The following is a 19,193-nucleotide window of genomic DNA, read 5'->3' as shown; positions in this document are numbered from 1 at the left end:
TGCGATCGCATCATATCGGTATGCAAAACATGCATCGGAGTAATTTCACTTGAAGATTCTAGTAACAGGCGCAGCGGGCTTTATCGGTTTTGCTGTGGCAAAACAGTTGATTGAACGTGGCGATGATGTGGTGGGCTTCGATAATATGAATGATTATTATGATCCCAGTTTAAAGTTTTCACGGATTGAACAATTAGAAAAAGTCGCATCGCAAGCGACAGGTAGCTTTGAATTTATCCAAGCCAATCTTGCTGATCGCAGTGCTGTGGAGCATTGCTTTAAAATCCACACTTTTGATCGTGTTATCCATCTCGCTGCACAAGCTGGCGTACGTTACTCTTTAGAAAATCCCTATAGCTATATCGAAAGTAATGTACTGGCATTTACTAATATTTTAGAAGCCTGTCGTCATGCGCAAACACCGCATCTGACCTATGCCAGCTCAAGCAGTATCTATGGTGCAAATACCGTCATGCCGTTTAGTGAAGAACATGCGGTCGACCATCCACTTCAGCTGTATGCGGTGACTAAACGCAGTAATGAGCTGATGGCGCATAGCTATAGTCATTTGTTCCAGCTACCAACCACAGGACTGCGCTTCTTTACAGTGTATGGTCCGTGGGGACGCCCAGATATGGCGCTGTTCAAATTCACCAAGAATATCCTTGAAGATAAAGCTATTCCTGTGTTTAATCACGGCAATCACACCCGTGACTTCACCTTTGTCGATGATATTGTTGAAGGAGTGATTCGAGTCAGTGACAAGATTGCCACGCCAGATGAATCATGGTCACCTGAACAACCGAGCCCAGCCAAAAGTCATGCACCATTTCGCATCTTTAACATTGGCAACAACAATCCTGTACAGCTTATCGAATATATCCGTGCCATCGAAAAGGCTACTGGAAAAACTGCACAGCTCGACCTGCTCCCGATGCAACCAGGTGATGTGCCTGACACCTTTGCCGATAGTAATGCCTTAGCAGCGTATATCGATTATCGCCCTGCAACGACGGTGGATGATGGTGTTAAAGCATTTGTGGATTGGTATCGAGACTATTATCAAGTTTAATTGTCTTTGAATATTCATAAAAAAATCAGGCGTTTTGCCTGATTTTTTTATCTGATTTTTATATTTTGATGCGTGGTGCTTATTTTACATAAGTTAGCCAATGTGCATATTTTTCACTGCGACCTTGGACGGCGTCAAAATAAGTCTTTTGGATTTCTGTGGTGATTGGGCCACGTACGCCTTCACCGATTTGACGATCATCATATTCACGGATTGGCGTCACTTCTGCGGCAGTCCCTGTAAAGAACGCTTCATCGGCAATATAGAATTCATCACGGGTAATACGACGCTCAACCACGTCATAGCCCAAATCTTTGGCAATGGTGATAATGGTCTGACGGGTAATCCCATCCAACGCACCACCAGCGATGTCAGGCGTATGTAACACACCATCTTTGATCAAGAAAACATTCTCACCAGAACCCTGACACACATAGCCCTGCGGATCAAGCAACATCGCTTCATCATAACCAGAATGTGCCACTTCCTGATGCGCAAGAATCGACAGGGTGTAGTTACCTGAGGCTTTGGCTTTACACATGGTCACGTTTGGATGATGGTGGGTAAACGATGAGGTTTTGACACGAATACCTTTTGCCATCGCCTCTTCACCGAGATATGCACCCCAGCTCCACGCAGCAACCACGGCATGAATGGTATTATCTGTAGCAGCGATACCAAGTTTTTCTGATCCAATAAAAATGATTGGACGCAAATAGCATGAGCTGAGTTTATTTTCACGTACCACATCGATCTGCGCTTGCTCTAAAGTCGCTTGATCATATGGCACTTTCATTTGATAAATTTTTGCCGAATTCAGCAAACGCTTGGTGTGTTCTTTTAAACGAAAAATCGCTGTGCCATTTGGCGTTTCATAGGCACGGACACCCTCAAACACACCCATGCTGTAGTGCAACGTATGGGTTAAGACGTGGGTTTTTGCCTCACGCCAATCAACCAATTGTCCATCTTGCCAAATAAAACCATCACGATCAGCCAAATTCATGGCGCACACTCCAAATATCATTCATCTTTACGACATCGCTTTTGATGTTCTGTCATCGAAATGCGATGTCAAATTACATAGCGTCCAAATCCACAACGGTATTCGGATCAATTAATCTTTGCCATAACTTGCAAACGCCGATTCGGATATCACGCCACGCTGTCGCATCGACTTGCAAAGATTGGTTTGCAAGCGCAAGACGGTGGCTCATCATTCGTTGACGAAGATAGGCTTGTGTCAATGTTTCGGCATCGACACTGGAAATACACCCTGCTTTGGCGGCATCTTGTAGAATGCGCACATTATCTGAGTAGTGGGCGAGATCTGGATTCGACCCACTCCACGCGAGCACTGCATACTGTGCCATAAATTCAATGTCAACGATACCACCCGCATCCTGTTTTAAGTGAAAAATGCCATCTTTTTGCTGATCTTTACTTGAGCCGAGATGATCTTTCATCTTCTGGCGCATTTTGATCACTTCTTCACGAACATGTGACTCTTCACGTGGTGTGGTGAGGACTTCTTTACGGATTGCTTCGATCCGTTGATTTAAATCATCATCACCTGCAATAGTTCGAGCACGCACCAAGGCTTGATGTTCCCAAAGCCATGCACTGTGCTTTTGATAATGCTCAAAGGCTTTCAGGCTAGTCACTAATAATCCCGCATCACCATTTGGACGCAAGCGACTATCCACTTCATAAACTCGACCATCGAGCGTTTGCGTGGTCATTAAAGACAGGAATTTCTGCGCCACTCGCATGGCGAACTCAAGCCCTGAAATGGGTTTCGTGCCATCAGTTTCCGTTTGCTCTTGATAATGATGTACAAACACCAAGTCCAAATCCGAACCATAACCCAGCTCAATCCCGCCAAGCTTGCCGTAGCCAATCACCGAAAAACCAAGGTGATCTAAACCACAGCGCTGATCATTGACATCTAGTGGATAGCCATGACGCTTCGCCACCATCTGATAAGCCAGTTGCAATGCCGCATTGACAGTCACTTCTGCAATCTCCGTGAGCACATCGGATACTCGCATTAATGGACTTTCTGCCAACACATCACTGGCTGCCACTGAAAGCACATTGGATTTTTTAAATAATCGTAACACCCGCATCAAGTCTTCCACTTGATCAAGTTCAATGCGTAATAGTTGCTGGCGTAAGGCATTTTCCAAATCTTGGCGCTGTGGTAGCTCAAAATCCATCGACAGAAATTCATCGAGCAACACTGGATAACGACTCAGTTCTTCACAGATCCACGGGCTGACACTCGCCATTTTGACTAGACGTTGTAATGCACCCCGATTTTCCATCAACATCACAATATAGACACTACGCCGTAGAATCGATTCAATCAACGGCAACAGGCGCATCAATGCGGTCTGCGTGTGCTCGGCATCAATCACCGCTTGCACCAGATACGGCCAAAAATCTTTTAAGCGTTTCAATGCGGTACTTGGCAGACGTTGTACGGCATTACTTTGCCAAAATGCTTCGATGCGCTGATACGAGCTTTCGTCAAGATAAGGTTGTAACTCTTGTAATTCCCCTGAAACGGTAGGCGTATCTATCGCATTAATACGCTCTTGAATCAGCGCATCGAAATAGTAGCTGACACGACTGCGCTTCTGCTTCAGCACAGCTTGGAAGCTGTCCCAATCTGTAAAATTTAAGGCAAACATTAACCGTGCTCGGAGTTGCTCATCTTGTGGCAGACTTTGGGTTTGCTTATCTTCAAGCGCTTGAATGCCATGCTCGACACGACGTAGAAACAGATATGCATCTTTGAGTTCATCGAACGCCTGTTGATCAATAAAATTATCATCTAATAAATGTTTCAGTGCCACCAAACACTGTCGGTCTTGTAACTCAAAGCGTGAACCGCCATAGATCAACTGGAAGACTTGCACGATAAACTCAATCTCTCGAATCCCGCCTGCACCGAGTTTGACATCTTCTTCGATATTGCGCCGCATGACCTCTTTTTCGATCATGGCTTTCATCTCACGCAAGGCAGCGAATGCACTGTAATCGACATAACGACGAAACACGAAAGGTCGAGCCATCAACATCAGGCTTTCCGCTTTTTCACCACCCGTGATCGCACGTGCTTTGATCCACGCATAACGCTCCCACTCACGCCCATGTTGAATCAGATATTTTTCCAGTGCGGCATGGCTGAGCGCAAGCGCACTGCCATCACCCCACGGACGCAAACGCATATCCACTCGAAACACAAAACCATCAGCGGTGACTTGTTCGAGCAGTTGAATAATCTTCTGTCCCCAAGCGATGCAAAACTGCTGTACATCCACACATTTTCGCCCATTGGTTTCACCATTTTCATCAAAGGCAAAAATCAGATCAATATCACTGGAGAGATTCAACTCTTGCGCACCATGCTTGCCCATGGCGATCACGATTAAATCCTGTATTTCAGCATTATCCTCACCGATCGGTTCACCATGCTTGGCGATCAGCGCAGGACGAGCGAAGTCTTTTGCGACAATTACGGCTAGATCGGCAAAATCAGAAAGTTCACGAGTCAAGGTGCGCACATCGGTCAAATCATTACAATCTTGCCAAATCCAGCGCAACATCAGACGTGCACGAATTTGACGGATTTGACGCATCCACGTCGCTTCATCCGCATCAAAATTTAAATTGGTTTCAAGAAATGTGGTGATTTGCGCACGTGATAGTGGCTGTAAAAATTGGTCAACATGATAATCTTGTTGCCAAATGCCATCTAAATTTTGCATCACTTGGCTAGCGTAAAGACTACTGAATTGTGTGCGTTCTAGTTGTTGTTGATCGATGTTACTCATGACCTATTCACTGACTTTGTTAAAGCATCAAAGCTGATCATCACCGATATTGGTCGCACATGCAATGCGAACTTGGTCGAAGCACCACAAAGCGCTTTTTCAAAAGCGCCCTGCGCCTCAAATCAGGATTTAGGACGCAACAGCGACAGGAATACGCACAATAAATCGTGTGCCTTGATTTTCCGCAGATTCGACCGTGATGGTGCCACCATTATTTTCTACGAAACGCTTACACAGCACCAAACCCAGCCCTGTGCCCTTTTCACCTGACGTGCCTTGAGTACTTGGAATGGTATCTTGCGCAAATAAATTTTTACTTTGCGTCGCCGTCATGCCGACACCTTGATCTTCTATCGAGATTTCAATCCAATCAGACTGTTGCTGGGCACGAATAAAAATATGCTTTCCTGCATCTGATTCGGTGAACTTTAATGCATTTGAGGTCAAATTTTGAATGACTGAGGTCATCATGCGCACATCAGCAAAGGCATACAATTGTCCCGATACATCACATTTCAGTTTGATATTTTTTTTAAAGGCGAGCGAGCTGAGCAAACCAAATACTGACTGCACCACATCGCTGACATTAAACGGCTCTGGTTTAAAATGGAAACGACCACCTTCTGCCATCGACCAATTTAATAAGTTTTCCAGCAGTCCATAGGTAGACTGTGAAGTATCGTGGATATATTCAATCAAGCGTGACTCGGCATCTTGATCCAAGGTATCCCGTTCATGCAACAAAATATCTGCACAGCCCAAAATGCCATGAAAAGGCGCTCGCAAATCATGGGCAATAATCGAAAAATATTTGCTTCGACTGGCATTAATATCCTGTAAATCAGCCAACTGTTGGTAGGCGGTTTTACTATCAATGATCATTTGCAAGGATGAATCACGTTGATGGATATAGTCCAGCATCAGATTTTTGCTAGAGAGTGGAATCAACTGGGTCTGTTCAGCGCAGAGTATAATCGTTAAGGTCGATTGCGTTGAGATTAAAGCATTGCCTACCACATATAGCGAGGCTGGAACAAAGTCATGTGACACTTCAAAAGAACGCTGTACTGCTTCAAACGTTGCACTTTCACTGTCAAGCTGTTCACCCTTGGCACAGTGTCTGACTTGCTCGCAGATCGATTGAATGACATTTTCAGGGATTTTGGATGAAGTTGAGCGTGCCATCGACATATTTTTATAGTGATAGTAATAAATCGCATGTGGATAGCGACTCATCTGACACAGTAAATTCACTGTTGCATCAATATGCGTGCGCACAATCTCAACCAACTCATCCTGAATATTGACAGGTTCGGGAGTCGAGCTCAAAGTCGAAATGGATGCAACACTTTGCATAGCAATACCTTTTATTCATCAGCGATCATGCTGTGAAGATCTACAAGTTGATTCATGAAAAAAAGCATCAAGCCGTTTACGCATTTTAACAATTTAACAGCATACTGAAAAGAAGCAAGCCATTTTGGTCAAAACCTGACAGCTTTTTACCATTTTACGATAAGTGTCACATTTTTGAATGTAAACGGTTTGTAATTCGATAAACGGTCAAATCTCTTTTTAAATTGTTTAGGCATTTCATTTGAAATTGCGTATGATGCAAAAGTTACCCGATTTTTTACCCCTTAACGCTTATGTTCTCGCAGTACATGTCGCGCATCACCAAATTGAATCTAAAGAAGTTAATTCTTTCTTTAGTGATTTTTAGCATCGCCACATTATTTGTGATTTCATTAATCGTCAATTACTTCATTCAGCGCAATCAGTTAATTGGCAGTGCGCTGGCAGTACATGAAGAATATGCACATAAAATCGCCAATAGCACAGAACTGCATTTCTACAATATCCAGCTCGAACTCAAATATAGTGCGATGGTGCTCGGTCAAGCGGATCACGATGATGTTAAGATTCAGCAAGAATTAACCCGCATACTCAAGCAATCGCCATACTTTGATAGTGTTGGCTATAGTGATGCGCAAGGTTATTTACAAAGTTTTGCGCCGATCTCACTGCCCCTAAAAAAAGGACAAAAACTCACTACGCTTGGCACACAGCTTTCAATACAAAAGCGTGATTCGTTGATCACCCCGCCGTATACCTCGAATCTGAATAATTTTGTGATCTTTATTTCAGAGCCTGTATTTGACCAAAATGGTACTTATATTGGCTTTATCGGTGGTAATATTTATTTAAAGCAACCGAACTTTATCAATCAATTGCTCACCAGCCAGTATGGTTTTCAAAATAACTATATCTATGTACTGGATGAAACTGGGCGCATTATTTTCCACCCTGATCCGAATCGCATCGGCGACTCCGCCCAAGGCAATACTGGACTAGAGACAATGCTGACTAAAAAAGCAGGTCATCTACGCCTCATCAATAGCCAAGGTGTAGACAATATTGCAGGCTTTGCACGGATTAAATCACCTAACTGGACGGTAGTGTCACAGCAACCGACCAAACAACTGCTTGATCAAGCCTCCAATCTGCTGACGAAAGTCATTCTCGGCATGTTATTTTTTTATTTACTGATTTTCTTTATTATTTGGCGTTTTTCTTATTTGATCGCCCAGCCCTTGTCGGAACTTGCCGACTCTGCGAGTCAGCTCAACCAAGCCGAAGCAAAGCATAATATCGCACAAATTCAGCCATGGTATTTTGAGGTGGCGCAGTTCAAACGCGCACTACTCGCTAGCGCAGAGCATTTTCAACAAACCGTAGAAGAGCTGAATACCATCGTCAAAACCGACCCATTAACAGGGTTTTATAATCGCCGTGGTATGCAGACCTTTGTGCAACGCTTTCAAAACAACCGTACGCCGTTTTCGATCTTAGCCATTGATATTGATCATTTTAAAAAAATTAATGATGAACATGGGCATGCAGAAGGCGATCGTATCTTGCAATTGGTTGCTGAACAAATTCAAACCCAGTGCCGTGATCAAGACCTCTGTTGTCGCATCGGTGGGGAGGAATTTATCGTGTTACTTCCGAATGCGCCTTATCGACTTGCACAAAAAGTAGCACAGCGCATTCTCAAAAAGCGTGCACAAGAAGAACTTGATGTCATGGGTAAAGTCACTGTGTCGATCGGCATCGCCCATTGGCCATCACAGTCCGAGGATATTGATGGTGTATTTGAACTGGCAGACCAACGCCTATACCAAGCCAAAGCCGATGGACGCAACTGTATCCGTTAAGCGCTGAATTTCTCAGCGCCCCAAAATCAGCATACTGTGTTAAACACAGACTTTTTACGCACTCAGCTTTTGCACCACACTCGCCAAACGCTGTCCTTGCGCAATCGCCAATTTCTTTTCATCTTCTGAAATCGCTTGATCATGTCGTGAACCGCTCACATGAGTTACCCCATAAGGCGTCCCGCCAGATTTGGTATTCGACAGCGCAGCTTCACTATTTTTAAGCCCAAGTAGCAGCATGCCATGATGAAGCAGTGGCAAATACATACTGAGCAACGTGCTCTCTTGCCCACCATGCATCGACCCAGTAGCGGTAAACACACATGCAGGCTTATCGTGCAAGGCACCACTTAGCCACAGACTGGTGGTCTGATCCCAGAAGTACTTCATCTGGCTCGCCATATTGCCAAACCGCGTTGGACTGCCCAGCGCCAAACCAGCACAATCCTGTAAATCTTGTAAGGAACAATAGATATCATCTTGTGCGGGAATGCTCGGCTCTGCCGTGGTCACCACAGGAGAAATCTCGGGTACGGTACGAATTTTCACTTGTACACCTTGCGCTTCAACACCTTGTGCAATCAAGTGTGCCATCTCTCGAGTACTACCATACTTGCTATAATACAGCACCAAAATATAAGGTTGCATATCCACCCAAACGCTCTGAGAAATTATGGTAAAACATCATAATACGCATTTTTTCTTTTTGTCGCTGTAATCAATGTAATACGATGTTAATTTTGCAGTTTTTCAATTCAATGTAATAATTAAGCCGAATTCAGCACACATTCTTGATGATCAGCGTGCGTTAAATCAATTGATGGGATACATGAGGAACAGACTGCATGCTAGATAAACTCAAGGCTTCGGGCATTTTGGAACAGAAATGGGTGCAGTTTGTCCTCTTTGTACTACATCGCTTTGAAGCTGACCGTTGTCGAGAAAGTGCAGGCTCGTTGACCTATACCACTTTGTTTGCCATCGTGCCAATGCTGACTGTGTTCTTGGTGATCGTGTCTTCGATCAAGGCATTGGAACCTGCACGCCAGCAGATGCAAACCTGGATCTATAGCAATTTCCTTCCAAAAACCTCAATCGCTTTTGATAAAGCACTCAGCGCCTTTACTGAAAATTCAAGCAACCTCACCATCATCGGCGTTTTATTTCTCTTTGTCACCACCGTGTTGATGCTATCGAGCATTGAGCTGGCATTTAATCGTATTTGGCGGGTACGCCAAGCTCGTGGTGGGATTGTTGGCTTTATGCGCTACTGGACGATCATTTCACTGGGACCGATTATTTTGGGCACGGCATTTGTATTGTCTTCAACAGTGGCATCTATGAATCTACTCAGCAATAAAGTTGCAGGCTATCAGTTTGATTTTGGCTATGTTTTATTGCTGATTTCATTTAGTTTGACTTGTCTGGGCTTTAGTCTGCTGTATTGGACGATTCCGAATCGTAGCGTGCCGATCAAGTCTGCTGTGATCGCAGGGGTGTTTAGTGCGGTGGTGTTTGAACTGCTGAAAAATCTATTTGGCTTTATCATGAGCAACTTTACCAGTTATCAACTGGTTTACGGTGCTTTTGCTGCCTTGCCAATTTTCCTCTTATGGATTTATACCTCATGGATCGTGATTTTGCTCGGTGTACAAATCAGCTATGCCATCACCGCTTTCCACTCAGATAAAACCACAAAACGCCATCCGATTTTGATGCTTTTAGATGTTTTGGAGCTGTTTTACAACAAACAAAAAACGGGTGGCACGGTCTCGGATCGAGAGGCAATGGATGTGCTTGGGCGTGGTGAGATCGGCACATGGCCGTATTTCATTGAATTATTGGAAAAACAAAATCTCATTACCCGCACAGATAACAATGAATTTGTCCTCATCCGCAACCTAGAACAAGTTAACTTATGGCAGTTTGTGAAAAACCTACCGTATGCACTGCCACATCGCAGTGAACTGAATGACAGCACACCCGATGATCATGTGATGCAAGTGGTTGGCTCTACTTTGGCTGAGTCGGATGCGTATTTGGCAGAGAAATTAGCGATTCCGCTGTCCAGGATTTTTGACGGAAAAATAACTGATCAGCCAATGACTAATGAGAATATAAGTCCTGAAGACTTGAATGCTGAGCACTCCACTTAAGGAACGATCCCACTAAAAAAAACCATGCAAAATAACGTATTTTGCATGGTTTTTTATTTCAATAATTTATCGACAAAACGTCTGCCATTGATAGACTTGATCGCCATAGTTGAGCATCATTTCCAGCTGATCATTGCGATGTAATGCACCGACACCTGCTGGCGTACCCGTCATGATCACATCGCCTGCTTCCAGCGCAAAGGCTTGATTAATATCAATTAACAGCTCAACAACAGTGAAAATCAAATCTTGGGTATTGCCACGTTGTTTAATTTCGCCATTTTGGGCAAAGGTAAAAGTCAGCTGATCCAAATCAATCGCAGGATCATAATCCACCCAATCCGCCAAAATACACGAACCATTAAATGCCTTGGCGCGCTCCCACGGTTGTCCTTTATTTTTGAGTTCAGTTTGTAGCTCACGCATGGTCAAATCCAAACCCAAAGTCACCCCTGCAATCGATGCCAGAATTTCTTCAGGATCAGTTACTTGAGACAATGGTTTGGCAATTCTTAAACACAATTCACATTCAAAATGGCACTCACCCAAATCACTGTTCCACGCAATCCCCGCTTGCAAACTGCCTAAGCTACTCGGCGGCTTGATAAACAGAACAGGACGTTCAGGAACTGCATTACCAAGCTCTTTGGCGTGGTCTGCATAACTGCGTCCAACACAAACCATTTTTGACGGGCGCTGTGCAAGTGCTTGAGTATTCATCAGATTAATCTCTTGGTGGGGTAAATGGTTTCGATGGCAGATTTAAAATACAATGTGATCAGTCACATGAATCAGCAAAAACTACTGTCTATTGTCGCAATCTTAATGCTGAGAAAATTTTAATGCTGACGTAGCGCCGATTCAAAGAGTGCTTGTTGCCCTGTCGCCTCAATCGCAGATTTGGACAGGATAATCACGGTTTTATCTTTAAGCTCGATCACATAGCTGACTTTACCAACGATCAATCGCTGCACATCTTTATAAGCAAAGCGTTGCTGGCGATCCGCAGCGATCAACACGGCATGATCTTGATACAGATCAATGCCTTGTTCAATTTGACCATAGTTGTAGCGCTGATATTGGCGTGCAAACAATTTGGGCAAAATCACAAAGCGCATCAACAGTTGCAACAGCAAAAACGCCACACCCAAAATAATATAAACCTGACCAATGCCTTGCCAACCCAGATAAATTCCCCAAATAATAATACCTACGCTCAGTAATGGCGTGAGATAGCGGGTGAATTTCTTTTTACCAAAAGTCGCCAAGGCAAAACCTTCTTTGGACTCATCCAAAGTCAGGTAATAACGACAACTAAAACTTGCTTGCTCTGTCATGCTGAAAGGTCATTCAAAAAAAATCTACCTCACTTTAGCAAGGAAGTGTCGACAATACAAAATTCACGTTTCATTTACATTTGTCCAGCACGGTATTTTTCATCAATGCGCATGTGCTTGGTTACATTTTATGCATTCTATTGCGAAGACATTATGCTTAAATAGCTGTCTAAAACCAATGAATGCAGATCAATTGTCGAACGTCTTTTCGACGCCATCTGCCATAAAACAAAAAAATCGAACATGGAGTTCATATGCACAATCACACCACCACGGCGTGTATCTCATTCGTCCTCACAGGACTGCTGATCGGCATGCCCAATTCGAGTTTTGCCAAATTAGTCACTTGGCAAGATCCCACACCCAGCGCACTTGCACCATTTAATCACAGCGCTAAACAAGTTGCCGAGTTGGCAAATGACGACATTTTACTCTATAGCCATGTGCCCAAAGCCATTCAATATAGCGATCTATCTGGTACTCGAAGCTACAAGAATGCGCAGTATAGCTCCGCTGCCCTCGTGCTCAATGCCACACCCGAGCAAGTCTACAATACCTTAAAAAATTACGCTGGATATGCTGGATTATTTCCTACCCTGAAAAAAGCAGAAGTGCTTGAAACAAATACATCTGACACATCAGCACAAGAACAGATCAGCCAAGTCAAATATCAGGTCAGTATTCCCACACCGATCAAAGTATTGAACTTTGATGAAGACATCACATTACAACATCACCTCACTAAAAACAGCATGAGCTCACTCGTGATCGACTCCCCATTTCCACATGGTATGGGCAAGTTTGAATGGTTTGCACTGGGAAAGAATAAAACCTTAATCACACTCACTCATTGGAATGATCTCAATGTCAGCAAAGGCTTTCTCATCAGCACCTTGCTCAAAGCCATGCCTGAAATCAAAACAGGCATTCCCTATAGCGCCAACACTTTTGCGCTAGAAGCATTGAATGAAAAATTTAATGGCAAAGCCAAAGCCGTCAAACTCGGTGCGGGCAAAGTGCCTGAAAAACTCACCACCTTGGCTGAATATCAGCATCTGATTCAACTCAGTAAAAAGAGCAAACAACCGATCACCTTTGTACACCGTAGTACCGCTGTCCCTTATAAACATGGCGATGAAAATCTACGCTTTAGCACCAGCTATCAATATTTCTCGGCGAAAAGCGACCAATCCAAACAACTACTTTCACCAAATATCTTTAAAACGCTGTTTAGTAATCAAGTGAAAAGCGTCAAATTGATTCAAAATCAGGATCAATTGAAATCGCAAGATGCGATCTATGATATTCGTGTCGGTTTGGGTGTGATTAATATCCCTTTCAGTGCACGTATTCGCTTTGTAGATTTGGCGAAAAATTCATCAGAGAATTCACTAGCAAACTCACCAGAAAACTCACTAGAAAATCATGTCGATATGTATGCCGTCGGTGGCGATGTGAAATTAATGAAATCACGTATGTCGGTCAAAGACTTTGGTTCAGGTTCAGTCTGGAAAGTCATCGCCGCAGGAAAAATCCATAAAGATGCGCCATTTTTACTGCGAGCAATGCGCAGTCTACCCTATCACGATGTATTGCCATCAGCATCAATGGCAAGTGTGGTAAGCGCCAAGGCAGATGCTAAACTCGGTTTATAATAAAAATCAGGCACAAAAAAACCGCATATCTAACGATTGCGGTTTAATCATTTCATTTTTGATCAGTTTTAACTTTAAAAACTTAATATCAAAATGATCTGGTGCGCTCAGAGAGATTCGAACTCCCGACCCCTTAGTTCGTAGCCAAGTGCTCTATCCAGCTGAGCTATGAGCGCATCAAGTGTGTGCATTATACGGATTTTTTGAGCTTTGCATAGCTTTAATTCAATCAATTTGATCTATTGTTCGCTTTACACACAATCCCGCACAGACTAGGCACAAAAAAACCGCTCATCTTACGACTGCGGTTTAATCAGTTTCATCTTTAATCAGTTTTCACTTTAAAATCTTAATTTAAAAATCTGAACATCAAAATGAATGGTGCGCTCAGAGAGATTCGAACTCCCGACCCCTTAGTTCGTAGCCAAGTGCTCTATCCAGCTGAGCTATGAGCGCACATCAATCAATATTTAAACTGTTTGACTTTAATTGCAAAATTAAAGTGGTGCGCTCAGAGAGATTCGAACTCCCGACCCCTTAGTTCGTAGCCAAGTGCTCTATCCAGCTGAGCTATGAGCGCATCAAACATCTTAAAAAAAGATTATCTCGTTGGCGGTGAGAGAGGGATTCGAACCCTCGGTGAGCTATAAAACCCACACTTCCTTAGCAGGGAAGCACCTTCGGCCACTCGGACATCTCACCGTAACGAGGTCGCCATAATACAAATTAAATGCGTGCGCTTCAAGTGTTGCGATGCTTTTTTTTGAGTTTCAGTGGCAGATGCGATGCTTTTTGCGCAATTAATCATCGCTCATGGCGATCGGCTTTGCATTGTGCTTGGCAATAAAGCCAAAAGTGATGAATTCCTGCAAGAAAATACCCACAAAGCGCTGGAGGCAATATGCTAAACTCTTGGGCAATCTATATATTTTTTTGAAATTCTTGGGAGTAAAACATGACAAAAAAATGGAACGATCCCGAAGCCTTACTCGAATCACAGCGCTACGACAATCCGATTCCAAGCCGTACCTTGATCTCCTCGCATATCGAACAGTCTGAACAAGGCTTGAGCTATGATGATATTGCGGAAAAATTTGCTTTAAATAGTGATGATAATCTCGAAGCCTTACGTCGTCGTCTGGGCGCAATGGTACGTGATGGGCAATTATTGCGTATCGGTCAAACATATCAGCTATGCAATGATGATCAAGAGTTTGATGCCACAGTGGAAATCAACCATCGTGGTCAAGGCTTTGCGGTGATCAAAGATCATCATGATTTGGTGCTTACAGAGCGTGAACTTCGCCTTGTGTTTCATGGTGATCGTATTCGTGTCCGCCCGACCAGTATTGACCGCCGTGGTAAGCAACAGGGTTTTATTACCGAAGTCATCAAACATCAAGTGCAACAAATTATTGGCGAATTGTGCGAGCATGAGGGTGAATTTTTTATTCAACCGAATACGCCAAATACACATCAACCAATTACCTTAGAAAAAGAACTGGTTGAGCATGCCAATTTGAAAATCGGTGATGCAGTGCGTATTGCCATTGATGATTATCCAACGCGTGAAGAATTCGCCACAGGGCATGTGATCAAGTCGATGGCGGATCACGCCGATACGCAAATCATTATTCCTGCAACGATTTTGGAATATGGCTTGCCCTATGAATTCCCTGATGAAGTGGTCAAAGAAGCTGAAAGCTACAAAGAGCCTTCGGCAAAAGATCGCAAAGGACGCATTGATCTACGAGATTTGCCATTAGTGACGATTGACGGTGAAGATGCCCGAGATTTCGATGATGCCGTTTTTGCAGAAAAGCGTGCAGGCGGCGGCTATCGTGTCGTGGTGGCGATTGCCGATGTCAGCCATTACGTCAAAGTTGATCAACCGCTCGATGAAGAAGCACAGCAACGTGGTACGTCGGTGTATTTCCCGCATTATGTCTTGCCGATGTTGCCTGAAGCCCTCTCCAATGGTTTATGCTCACTGAATCCACACGTTGATCGTCTGTGTATGGTCTGCGACCTCACGCTTTCTCGTGCTGGTCGTGTCACAGGTTATGAGCTCTATCCATCAGTGATGCACTCTAAGGCACGCCTAACTTACACTCAAGTCGCTGACTATTTATCAGGCAATACCAAAGCCATTCCTGATGATAAGATGATTCATAAATCAGTCAATACGCTGTTCCAACTCTATCAAACTTTACTGAATCTACGCCAAGAGCGTCATGCAATGGAGTTTGAAACTGTTGAAACCTATATGACCTTTGATGATAAAGGTGCGATTCAGCAGATTCTGCCTCGTAGCCGTAATGATGCACATCGCTTGATCGAAGAATGTATGCTCCTTGCCAATGTTGCCGCCGCAGATTTTGCTTTAAAACAAGATGTGCCTGTACTGTATCGTGTGCATGAGCCACCTGAGTTTTCACGCATTCAGAAAGTCCGTGATTTTGTCAAATTGCTCGGTTTAACTTTCCCAGAACAGCCGACGCAAGCCGATTATCAACGTGTCATCGAAGCGACCAAAGATCGTGTCGATGCCACCAGTATCCATTCGGTGCTTTTGCGTTCGATGATGCAAGCCTATTACAGCCCGAAAAATGCAGGACATTACGGCTTGGCATATGAGGCATACACGCACTTTACTTCACCGATTCGTCGTTATCCTGATTTACTGCTACATCGGGCGATTAAAGCCAAACTCGCAAACAAACCGTATCCGCTACAAGGTGCATCACTCGATGCCGCTGGTGAGCATTATTCGCAGACCGAACGCCGTGCCGATGAAGCCTCTCGTGATGTGACCAGTTGGTTAAAATGTCATTATATGCAGCAGCATATCGGTGAGGAATTCGATGGCGTCATCACCACCGTGACGGATTTTGGTTTATTTATCACGCTCAAAGACTTGTATGTCGATGGCATGATCCATATCAGTCAGTTAGGCGATGATTATTTTGTTTATGATGCGCCATTACAACGCTTGGTCGGTCAGCATCATGGACGCACTTTTGCATTGGGTGACACCATTAAAATCAAAGTCGCTCAAGTGAATTTGGAAGAACGCAAAATTGATTTTGATTTGGTCAAACAACTGACCAGTGAAGGTCGTGCAGTGCGTAGTCGTGCGCCACGAAGCAATCGTGCTGATGCAAATAGTGCAAATCATCAGACACCAAATGCAAATCAAAATAGTAAGCGTCCGACACGTGCAAAGGCATCTGGCAATGCAAATGGTAGCAATCCGACAAGCGCTAGACCAAATACTACACGCCGTAAGAAACCAGTGTCCGAAGTCTTGCCAAATCTGGAAACAACCGACAAGGCAGAAAAAGATTTAGAGCAAATCTTCGAGCAACCGACTGATAAAAAGCCGAAAAAGAAAAAGGCAAAAAAATCAGATGCAGATGTCGCAAAAGCGAAGTCGAAGAAAAAAGCCAAAGCAAAGAAATCGACCAAGAAATCCAAAAAGTCGAATGCTAAGGCGAGAGAGGAGTAAACCTTTCTAAAGTATGCACACTAAAAAGCGAGCCTCGGCTCGCTTTTCATTCTTTTAAAAGATGCATGATTTAAAACTCAAGGCAAATTAAACCAAATCATTTGACTGTCTTCACTCGCTTGAATCACCGCATTCTCCTCAAAGACTAAGGCATCGCCTGCTCTCACAGTGTGCTCCCCGATATTCACTTCACCTTTGATCAGATGCACATAGTTCACTCGTTTTACCACATCCACATTGAGGCTTTGCCCTGCGTTTAATACAGCACTGCGAATTTCAGCATTTTGACGGATGTGCATCAGCGCTTGATCAGTTGTCCCTGCGATTAGATGCCATTGGTTTGGTGCGTCATTCGGATCGCACGCCACTTGCTGATAGGTCGGCTCAGCATCTTGTACATTCGGAATCACCCAAATCTGTAGCAAATGTACAGGCTCATCAAAACGATTCATTTCACTGTGACGCACACCAGTACCCGCACTCATCAGTTGCCATTCGCCTGCTTTGATGTCGCCCTCATTGCCCATGCTGTCTTTATGCGAAATCGCACCTGAAAGTACACAGGTCAAGATTTCCATATTGTCATGCGGATGCGTGCCAAAGCCTTGATTGCCTGCGATATGGTCATCATTAATGACGCGCAGTGCGCTGACACCCATATATTTCGGGTCGTGCCAACTACCAAAAGAAAAGCTATGTCGAGTGTCCAACCAACCTGCTTGGACGTGACCACGATCTTCACTGCGATGGAGATAGGCTTGCATAGGATTCACCAATATTAATTATTTCTAACTATAATTATATATTAATTAATTTTTATTAATATTACAAAATCAACATACATTGTCTTGTATTTAGAACACTGCAATCATTTCTCAAAAAAACTATCTATGATTCTCAGTTAATCACTCAAAGAAAAGCAGAATCGTACTTTTTCTTTGGCTTGAATCGGATCTGTTGTTTTTGGAATAATTAATTTCTCATCATAGATCATACGGCGAATATCATCGTCTCGCACGCTTCCTTGTAATTGTTGCACGCTCGTTGCATCCATCACTTGGTAGACTGCACTTTTGAATAGCTGTCCTTGTCCAAGCTCATCAAAATAGTAGATTCGATCTTGATTGCGCCACAGCGTGCCCTTTTGCCAAATGTCATATTTCACATCTGTGAGCTTCTGCCATGATGCTGGCGGGGTATTTTCAAGCCGATTGAGATTAGTAGCAAACCAACACAGGCGTTGCCCACGCCGACTACGCACGGTCTTCCTTGCTAGACTTAAAAAATAGGTATCTTTGCCATCGCTATACACATCTGGCGCAAGTTGGATCAGTTTGGCATGAAATGGATTGTCCCCTGCACGTTCAATCTTTTGATTGCGCTTATGATAAAAATAAATGCCTTCGGGTGAGAGAAATAACGCATGGTATGCGTGATCATCGCTTGGATTTAACATTTTGTACGGTACATTTTTCGCAGGAAAAGCCTGATCTTCGAGATAAAAATTTTGCGTTTTTGGATCAAATAAATAATGATCGCGCGTGCCAAAGCGTATCGAAAGCAAATCAGGATTTGATGTTAAATCAAGCAAGCGCTGATCAAAATAAACATGTTCACCATCACTGGAATAGTGCTCACTCACTCGAGGCAAGGAACGCCCATTGGCTCGCTCTGCGATATAGTACAGCGCATCTGCGTTCACCTGTGGCATGAGTTGCCCTTCATAGTAGGTGCTCGAACCATTACTGGCGATGCCATCTAGCGTGATCTTATACGGGACATTGGTATGATTCAGTTTGACGATCGGATGCCAATATCCCAGCGGCTTATCGCCCAACCCTAAGGTGTATAAAATCTCTTGCCAAACTTCTTGCACTGCACTCAGATTTGAATTGGGTTCAGTCATTGGCGCACAATAATAACTGTGCTTGCCATCGGTCAGATAGCCCTGACCAATCACTTGACTCTTTGCAGGATTGAGCTCAGCAATTATGTGATTGCCACAATACAGATGATTTTTATCGACTGCGATGTGCCGTGCATTATAGTCATCACTGAGCAGTCGGATCGTCGAAATATCTGCCTGAGCTAAGGGGTAATAGCCACCACTTGGCACCGCAACAAGCAACTTATCTTTATAAATTTTAAATGCAGAACGAGTCCCAATATCTTGACCATGTTGATCAATCTGATAGCTACTCGGTTCTAAATCACTGCGAGTTAGCCCCCAAATCATCAGCAAGGCAAATAGTACGGTCACCGCCAAAATCACCTGCACCACACGAATCGTCCATAGTCCAGCTTTACTATAAGGTTGATTCGATTGCTTCATGCTGTTGCTCTATTCTTTTGATTGTGGATAAAAATATAGCATAAAAAAACCGACTTCTTTCGAAATCGGTTTT

13 protein-coding genes, 4 tRNA genes and 1 pseudogene are annotated in these 19,193 nt (G+C 43.7%); 6 read left to right on the top strand and 12 right to left on the bottom strand.

Going from position 1 to position 19,193, the window contains the following annotated elements:
* Window positions 1-49: 49 nt before the first annotated feature.
* Window positions 50-1,072 (top strand): NAD-dependent epimerase, encoded by a 1,023-nt coding sequence (locus tag BLQ60_RS04360; RefSeq protein ID WP_092616597.1) that lies wholly within the window; start codon window positions 50-52, stop codon window positions 1,070-1,072.
* A 79-nt stretch (window positions 1,073-1,151) separates the two neighbouring features.
* On the opposite strand, the gene BLQ60_RS04355 is transcribed toward BLQ60_RS04360, so the two are convergent.
* The 3 genes from BLQ60_RS04355 to BLQ60_RS04345 form a co-directional block, all read right to left on the bottom strand.
* On the bottom strand, window positions 1,152-2,078 hold the full coding sequence (locus BLQ60_RS04355; protein ID WP_092616594.1) for a branched-chain amino acid transaminase: 927 nt from the start codon (window positions 2,076-2,078) through the stop codon (window positions 1,152-1,154).
* Window positions 2,079-2,151: 73 nt separating this feature from the next.
* Window positions 2,152-4,905 (bottom strand): bifunctional [glutamate--ammonia ligase]-adenylyl-L-tyrosine phosphorylase/[glutamate--ammonia-ligase] adenylyltransferase, encoded by a 2,754-nt coding sequence (glnE, locus tag BLQ60_RS04350; RefSeq protein ID WP_092617387.1) that lies wholly within the window; start codon window positions 4,903-4,905, stop codon window positions 2,152-2,154.
* A 138-nt stretch (window positions 4,906-5,043) separates the two neighbouring features.
* Window positions 5,044-6,270: a sensor histidine kinase gene (locus tag BLQ60_RS04345; RefSeq protein ID WP_092616591.1), complete on the bottom strand. Its 1,227-nt coding sequence runs from the start codon at window positions 6,268-6,270 to the stop codon at window positions 5,044-5,046.
* Window positions 6,271-6,578: 308 nt separating this feature from the next.
* Between BLQ60_RS04345 and BLQ60_RS04340 the strand changes: the two genes are divergently transcribed.
* Complete coding sequence (locus tag BLQ60_RS04340; protein WP_244515960.1) at window positions 6,579-8,132, top strand: sensor domain-containing diguanylate cyclase; 1,554 nt, start codon at window positions 6,579-6,581, stop codon at window positions 8,130-8,132.
* Between the two features lie 54 nt (window positions 8,133-8,186).
* Here the strand turns inward: BLQ60_RS04340 and wrbA are convergent, their stop codons facing one another.
* Window positions 8,187-8,780 (bottom strand): NAD(P)H:quinone oxidoreductase, encoded by a 594-nt coding sequence (gene wrbA / locus BLQ60_RS04335; protein ID WP_092616585.1) that lies wholly within the window; start codon window positions 8,778-8,780, stop codon window positions 8,187-8,189.
* 197 nt (window positions 8,781-8,977) lie between these two features.
* Between wrbA and BLQ60_RS04330 the strand changes: the two are divergent.
* Window positions 8,978-10,219 (top strand): annotated as a pseudogene (locus BLQ60_RS04330) (YihY family inner membrane protein); the annotation flags it as partial.
* A 135-nt stretch (window positions 10,220-10,354) separates the two neighbouring features.
* Here BLQ60_RS04330 and BLQ60_RS04325 read toward each other — a convergent pair.
* Together BLQ60_RS04325 and BLQ60_RS04320 are read right to left on the bottom strand one after the other, a co-directional pair.
* Entirely contained in the window at window positions 10,355-11,008 is a 654-nt protein-coding gene (locus BLQ60_RS04325; protein WP_092616579.1) for a fumarylacetoacetate hydrolase family protein, read from the bottom strand.
* A gap of 119 nt (window positions 11,009-11,127) precedes the next feature.
* A complete protein-coding gene (locus tag BLQ60_RS04320) occupies window positions 11,128-11,625 on the bottom strand; it encodes a YcxB family protein (RefSeq protein ID WP_092616576.1) in 498 nt (165 codons plus the stop codon).
* A gap of 254 nt (window positions 11,626-11,879) precedes the next feature.
* Here BLQ60_RS04320 and BLQ60_RS04315 point away from each other — a divergent pair, with 254 nt between their 5' ends.
* On the top strand, window positions 11,880-13,280 hold the full coding sequence (locus tag BLQ60_RS04315) for an SRPBCC family protein (RefSeq protein ID WP_092616573.1): 1,401 nt from the start codon (window positions 11,880-11,882) through the stop codon (window positions 13,278-13,280).
* 99 nt (window positions 13,281-13,379) lie between these two features.
* On the opposite strand, the gene BLQ60_RS04310 is transcribed toward BLQ60_RS04315, so the two are convergent.
* The 4 genes from BLQ60_RS04310 to BLQ60_RS04295 all read right to left on the bottom strand — a co-directional run bounded on the left by BLQ60_RS04310 (window position 13,380) and on the right by BLQ60_RS04295 (window position 13,982).
* A tRNA-Arg gene (locus tag BLQ60_RS04310) sits at window positions 13,380-13,456 on the bottom strand.
* 203 nt (window positions 13,457-13,659) lie between these two features.
* Window positions 13,660-13,736: transfer RNA gene (locus BLQ60_RS04305), tRNA-Arg, on the bottom strand.
* A gap of 47 nt (window positions 13,737-13,783) precedes the next feature.
* A tRNA-Arg gene (locus tag BLQ60_RS04300) sits at window positions 13,784-13,860 on the bottom strand.
* 30 nt (window positions 13,861-13,890) lie between these two features.
* Window positions 13,891-13,982: transfer RNA gene (locus BLQ60_RS04295), tRNA-Ser, on the bottom strand.
* A 71-nt stretch (window positions 13,983-14,053) separates the two neighbouring features.
* Here BLQ60_RS04295 and BLQ60_RS14185 point away from each other — a divergent pair.
* Together BLQ60_RS14185 and rnr are read left to right on the top strand one after the other, a co-directional pair.
* Window positions 14,054-14,188 (top strand): hypothetical protein, encoded by a 135-nt coding sequence (locus tag BLQ60_RS14185; RefSeq protein ID WP_280137873.1) that lies wholly within the window; start codon window positions 14,054-14,056, stop codon window positions 14,186-14,188.
* A gap of 47 nt (window positions 14,189-14,235) precedes the next feature.
* Window positions 14,236-16,788, top strand: a complete 2,553-nt coding sequence (rnr, locus tag BLQ60_RS04290) for a ribonuclease R (protein WP_092616570.1) — start codon at window positions 14,236-14,238, stop codon at window positions 16,786-16,788.
* A 77-nt stretch (window positions 16,789-16,865) separates the two neighbouring features.
* Here rnr and BLQ60_RS04285 read toward each other — a convergent pair whose 3' ends face one another.
* Window positions 16,866-17,552: a pirin family protein gene (locus BLQ60_RS04285; RefSeq protein WP_092616567.1), complete on the bottom strand. Its 687-nt coding sequence runs from the start codon at window positions 17,550-17,552 to the stop codon at window positions 16,866-16,868.
* Between the two features lie 137 nt (window positions 17,553-17,689).
* On the bottom strand, window positions 17,690-19,120 hold the full coding sequence (locus BLQ60_RS04280; RefSeq protein WP_092616564.1) for a DKNYY domain-containing protein: 1,431 nt from the start codon (window positions 19,118-19,120) through the stop codon (window positions 17,690-17,692).
* Window positions 19,121-19,193 lie beyond the last annotated feature (73 nt).

The sequence above is a fragment of the Acinetobacter marinus genome (assembly GCF_900096915.1).
Classification (GTDB): Bacteria; Pseudomonadota; Gammaproteobacteria; order Pseudomonadales; family Moraxellaceae; genus Acinetobacter; species Acinetobacter marinus.
This window is presented reverse-complemented; position numbering and strand designations above follow the sequence as displayed.

Bases quoted from the DNA above. Each gene is read 5' to 3' on its own strand.
- BLQ60_RS04315 (WP_092616573.1), top strand. From the start codon at position 11,880: ATGCACAATCACACCACCACGGCGTGTATCTCATTCGTCCTCACAGGA.
- BLQ60_RS04340 (WP_244515960.1), top strand. From the start codon at position 6,579: ATGTCGCGCATCACCAAATTGAATCTAAAGAAGTTAATTCTTTCTTTA.
- wrbA (WP_092616585.1), bottom strand. From the start codon at position 8,780: ATGCAACCTTATATTTTGGTGCTGTATTATAGCAAGTATGGTAGTACT.
- BLQ60_RS04280 (WP_092616564.1), bottom strand. From the start codon at position 19,120: ATGAAGCAATCGAATCAACCTTATAGTAAAGCTGGACTATGGACGATT.
- BLQ60_RS04320 (WP_092616576.1), bottom strand. From the start codon at position 11,625: ATGACAGAGCAAGCAAGTTTTAGTTGTCGTTATTACCTGACTTTGGAT.
- BLQ60_RS04345 (WP_092616591.1), bottom strand. From the start codon at position 6,270: ATGCAAAGTGTTGCATCCATTTCGACTTTGAGCTCGACTCCCGAACCT.
- rnr (WP_092616570.1), top strand. From the start codon at position 14,236: ATGACAAAAAAATGGAACGATCCCGAAGCCTTACTCGAATCACAGCGC.
- BLQ60_RS04325 (WP_092616579.1), bottom strand. From the start codon at position 11,008: ATGAATACTCAAGCACTTGCACAGCGCCCGTCAAAAATGGTTTGTGTT.
- BLQ60_RS04355 (WP_092616594.1), bottom strand. From the start codon at position 2,078: ATGAATTTGGCTGATCGTGATGGTTTTATTTGGCAAGATGGACAATTG.
- BLQ60_RS04285 (WP_092616567.1), bottom strand. From the start codon at position 17,552: ATGCAAGCCTATCTCCATCGCAGTGAAGATCGTGGTCACGTCCAAGCA.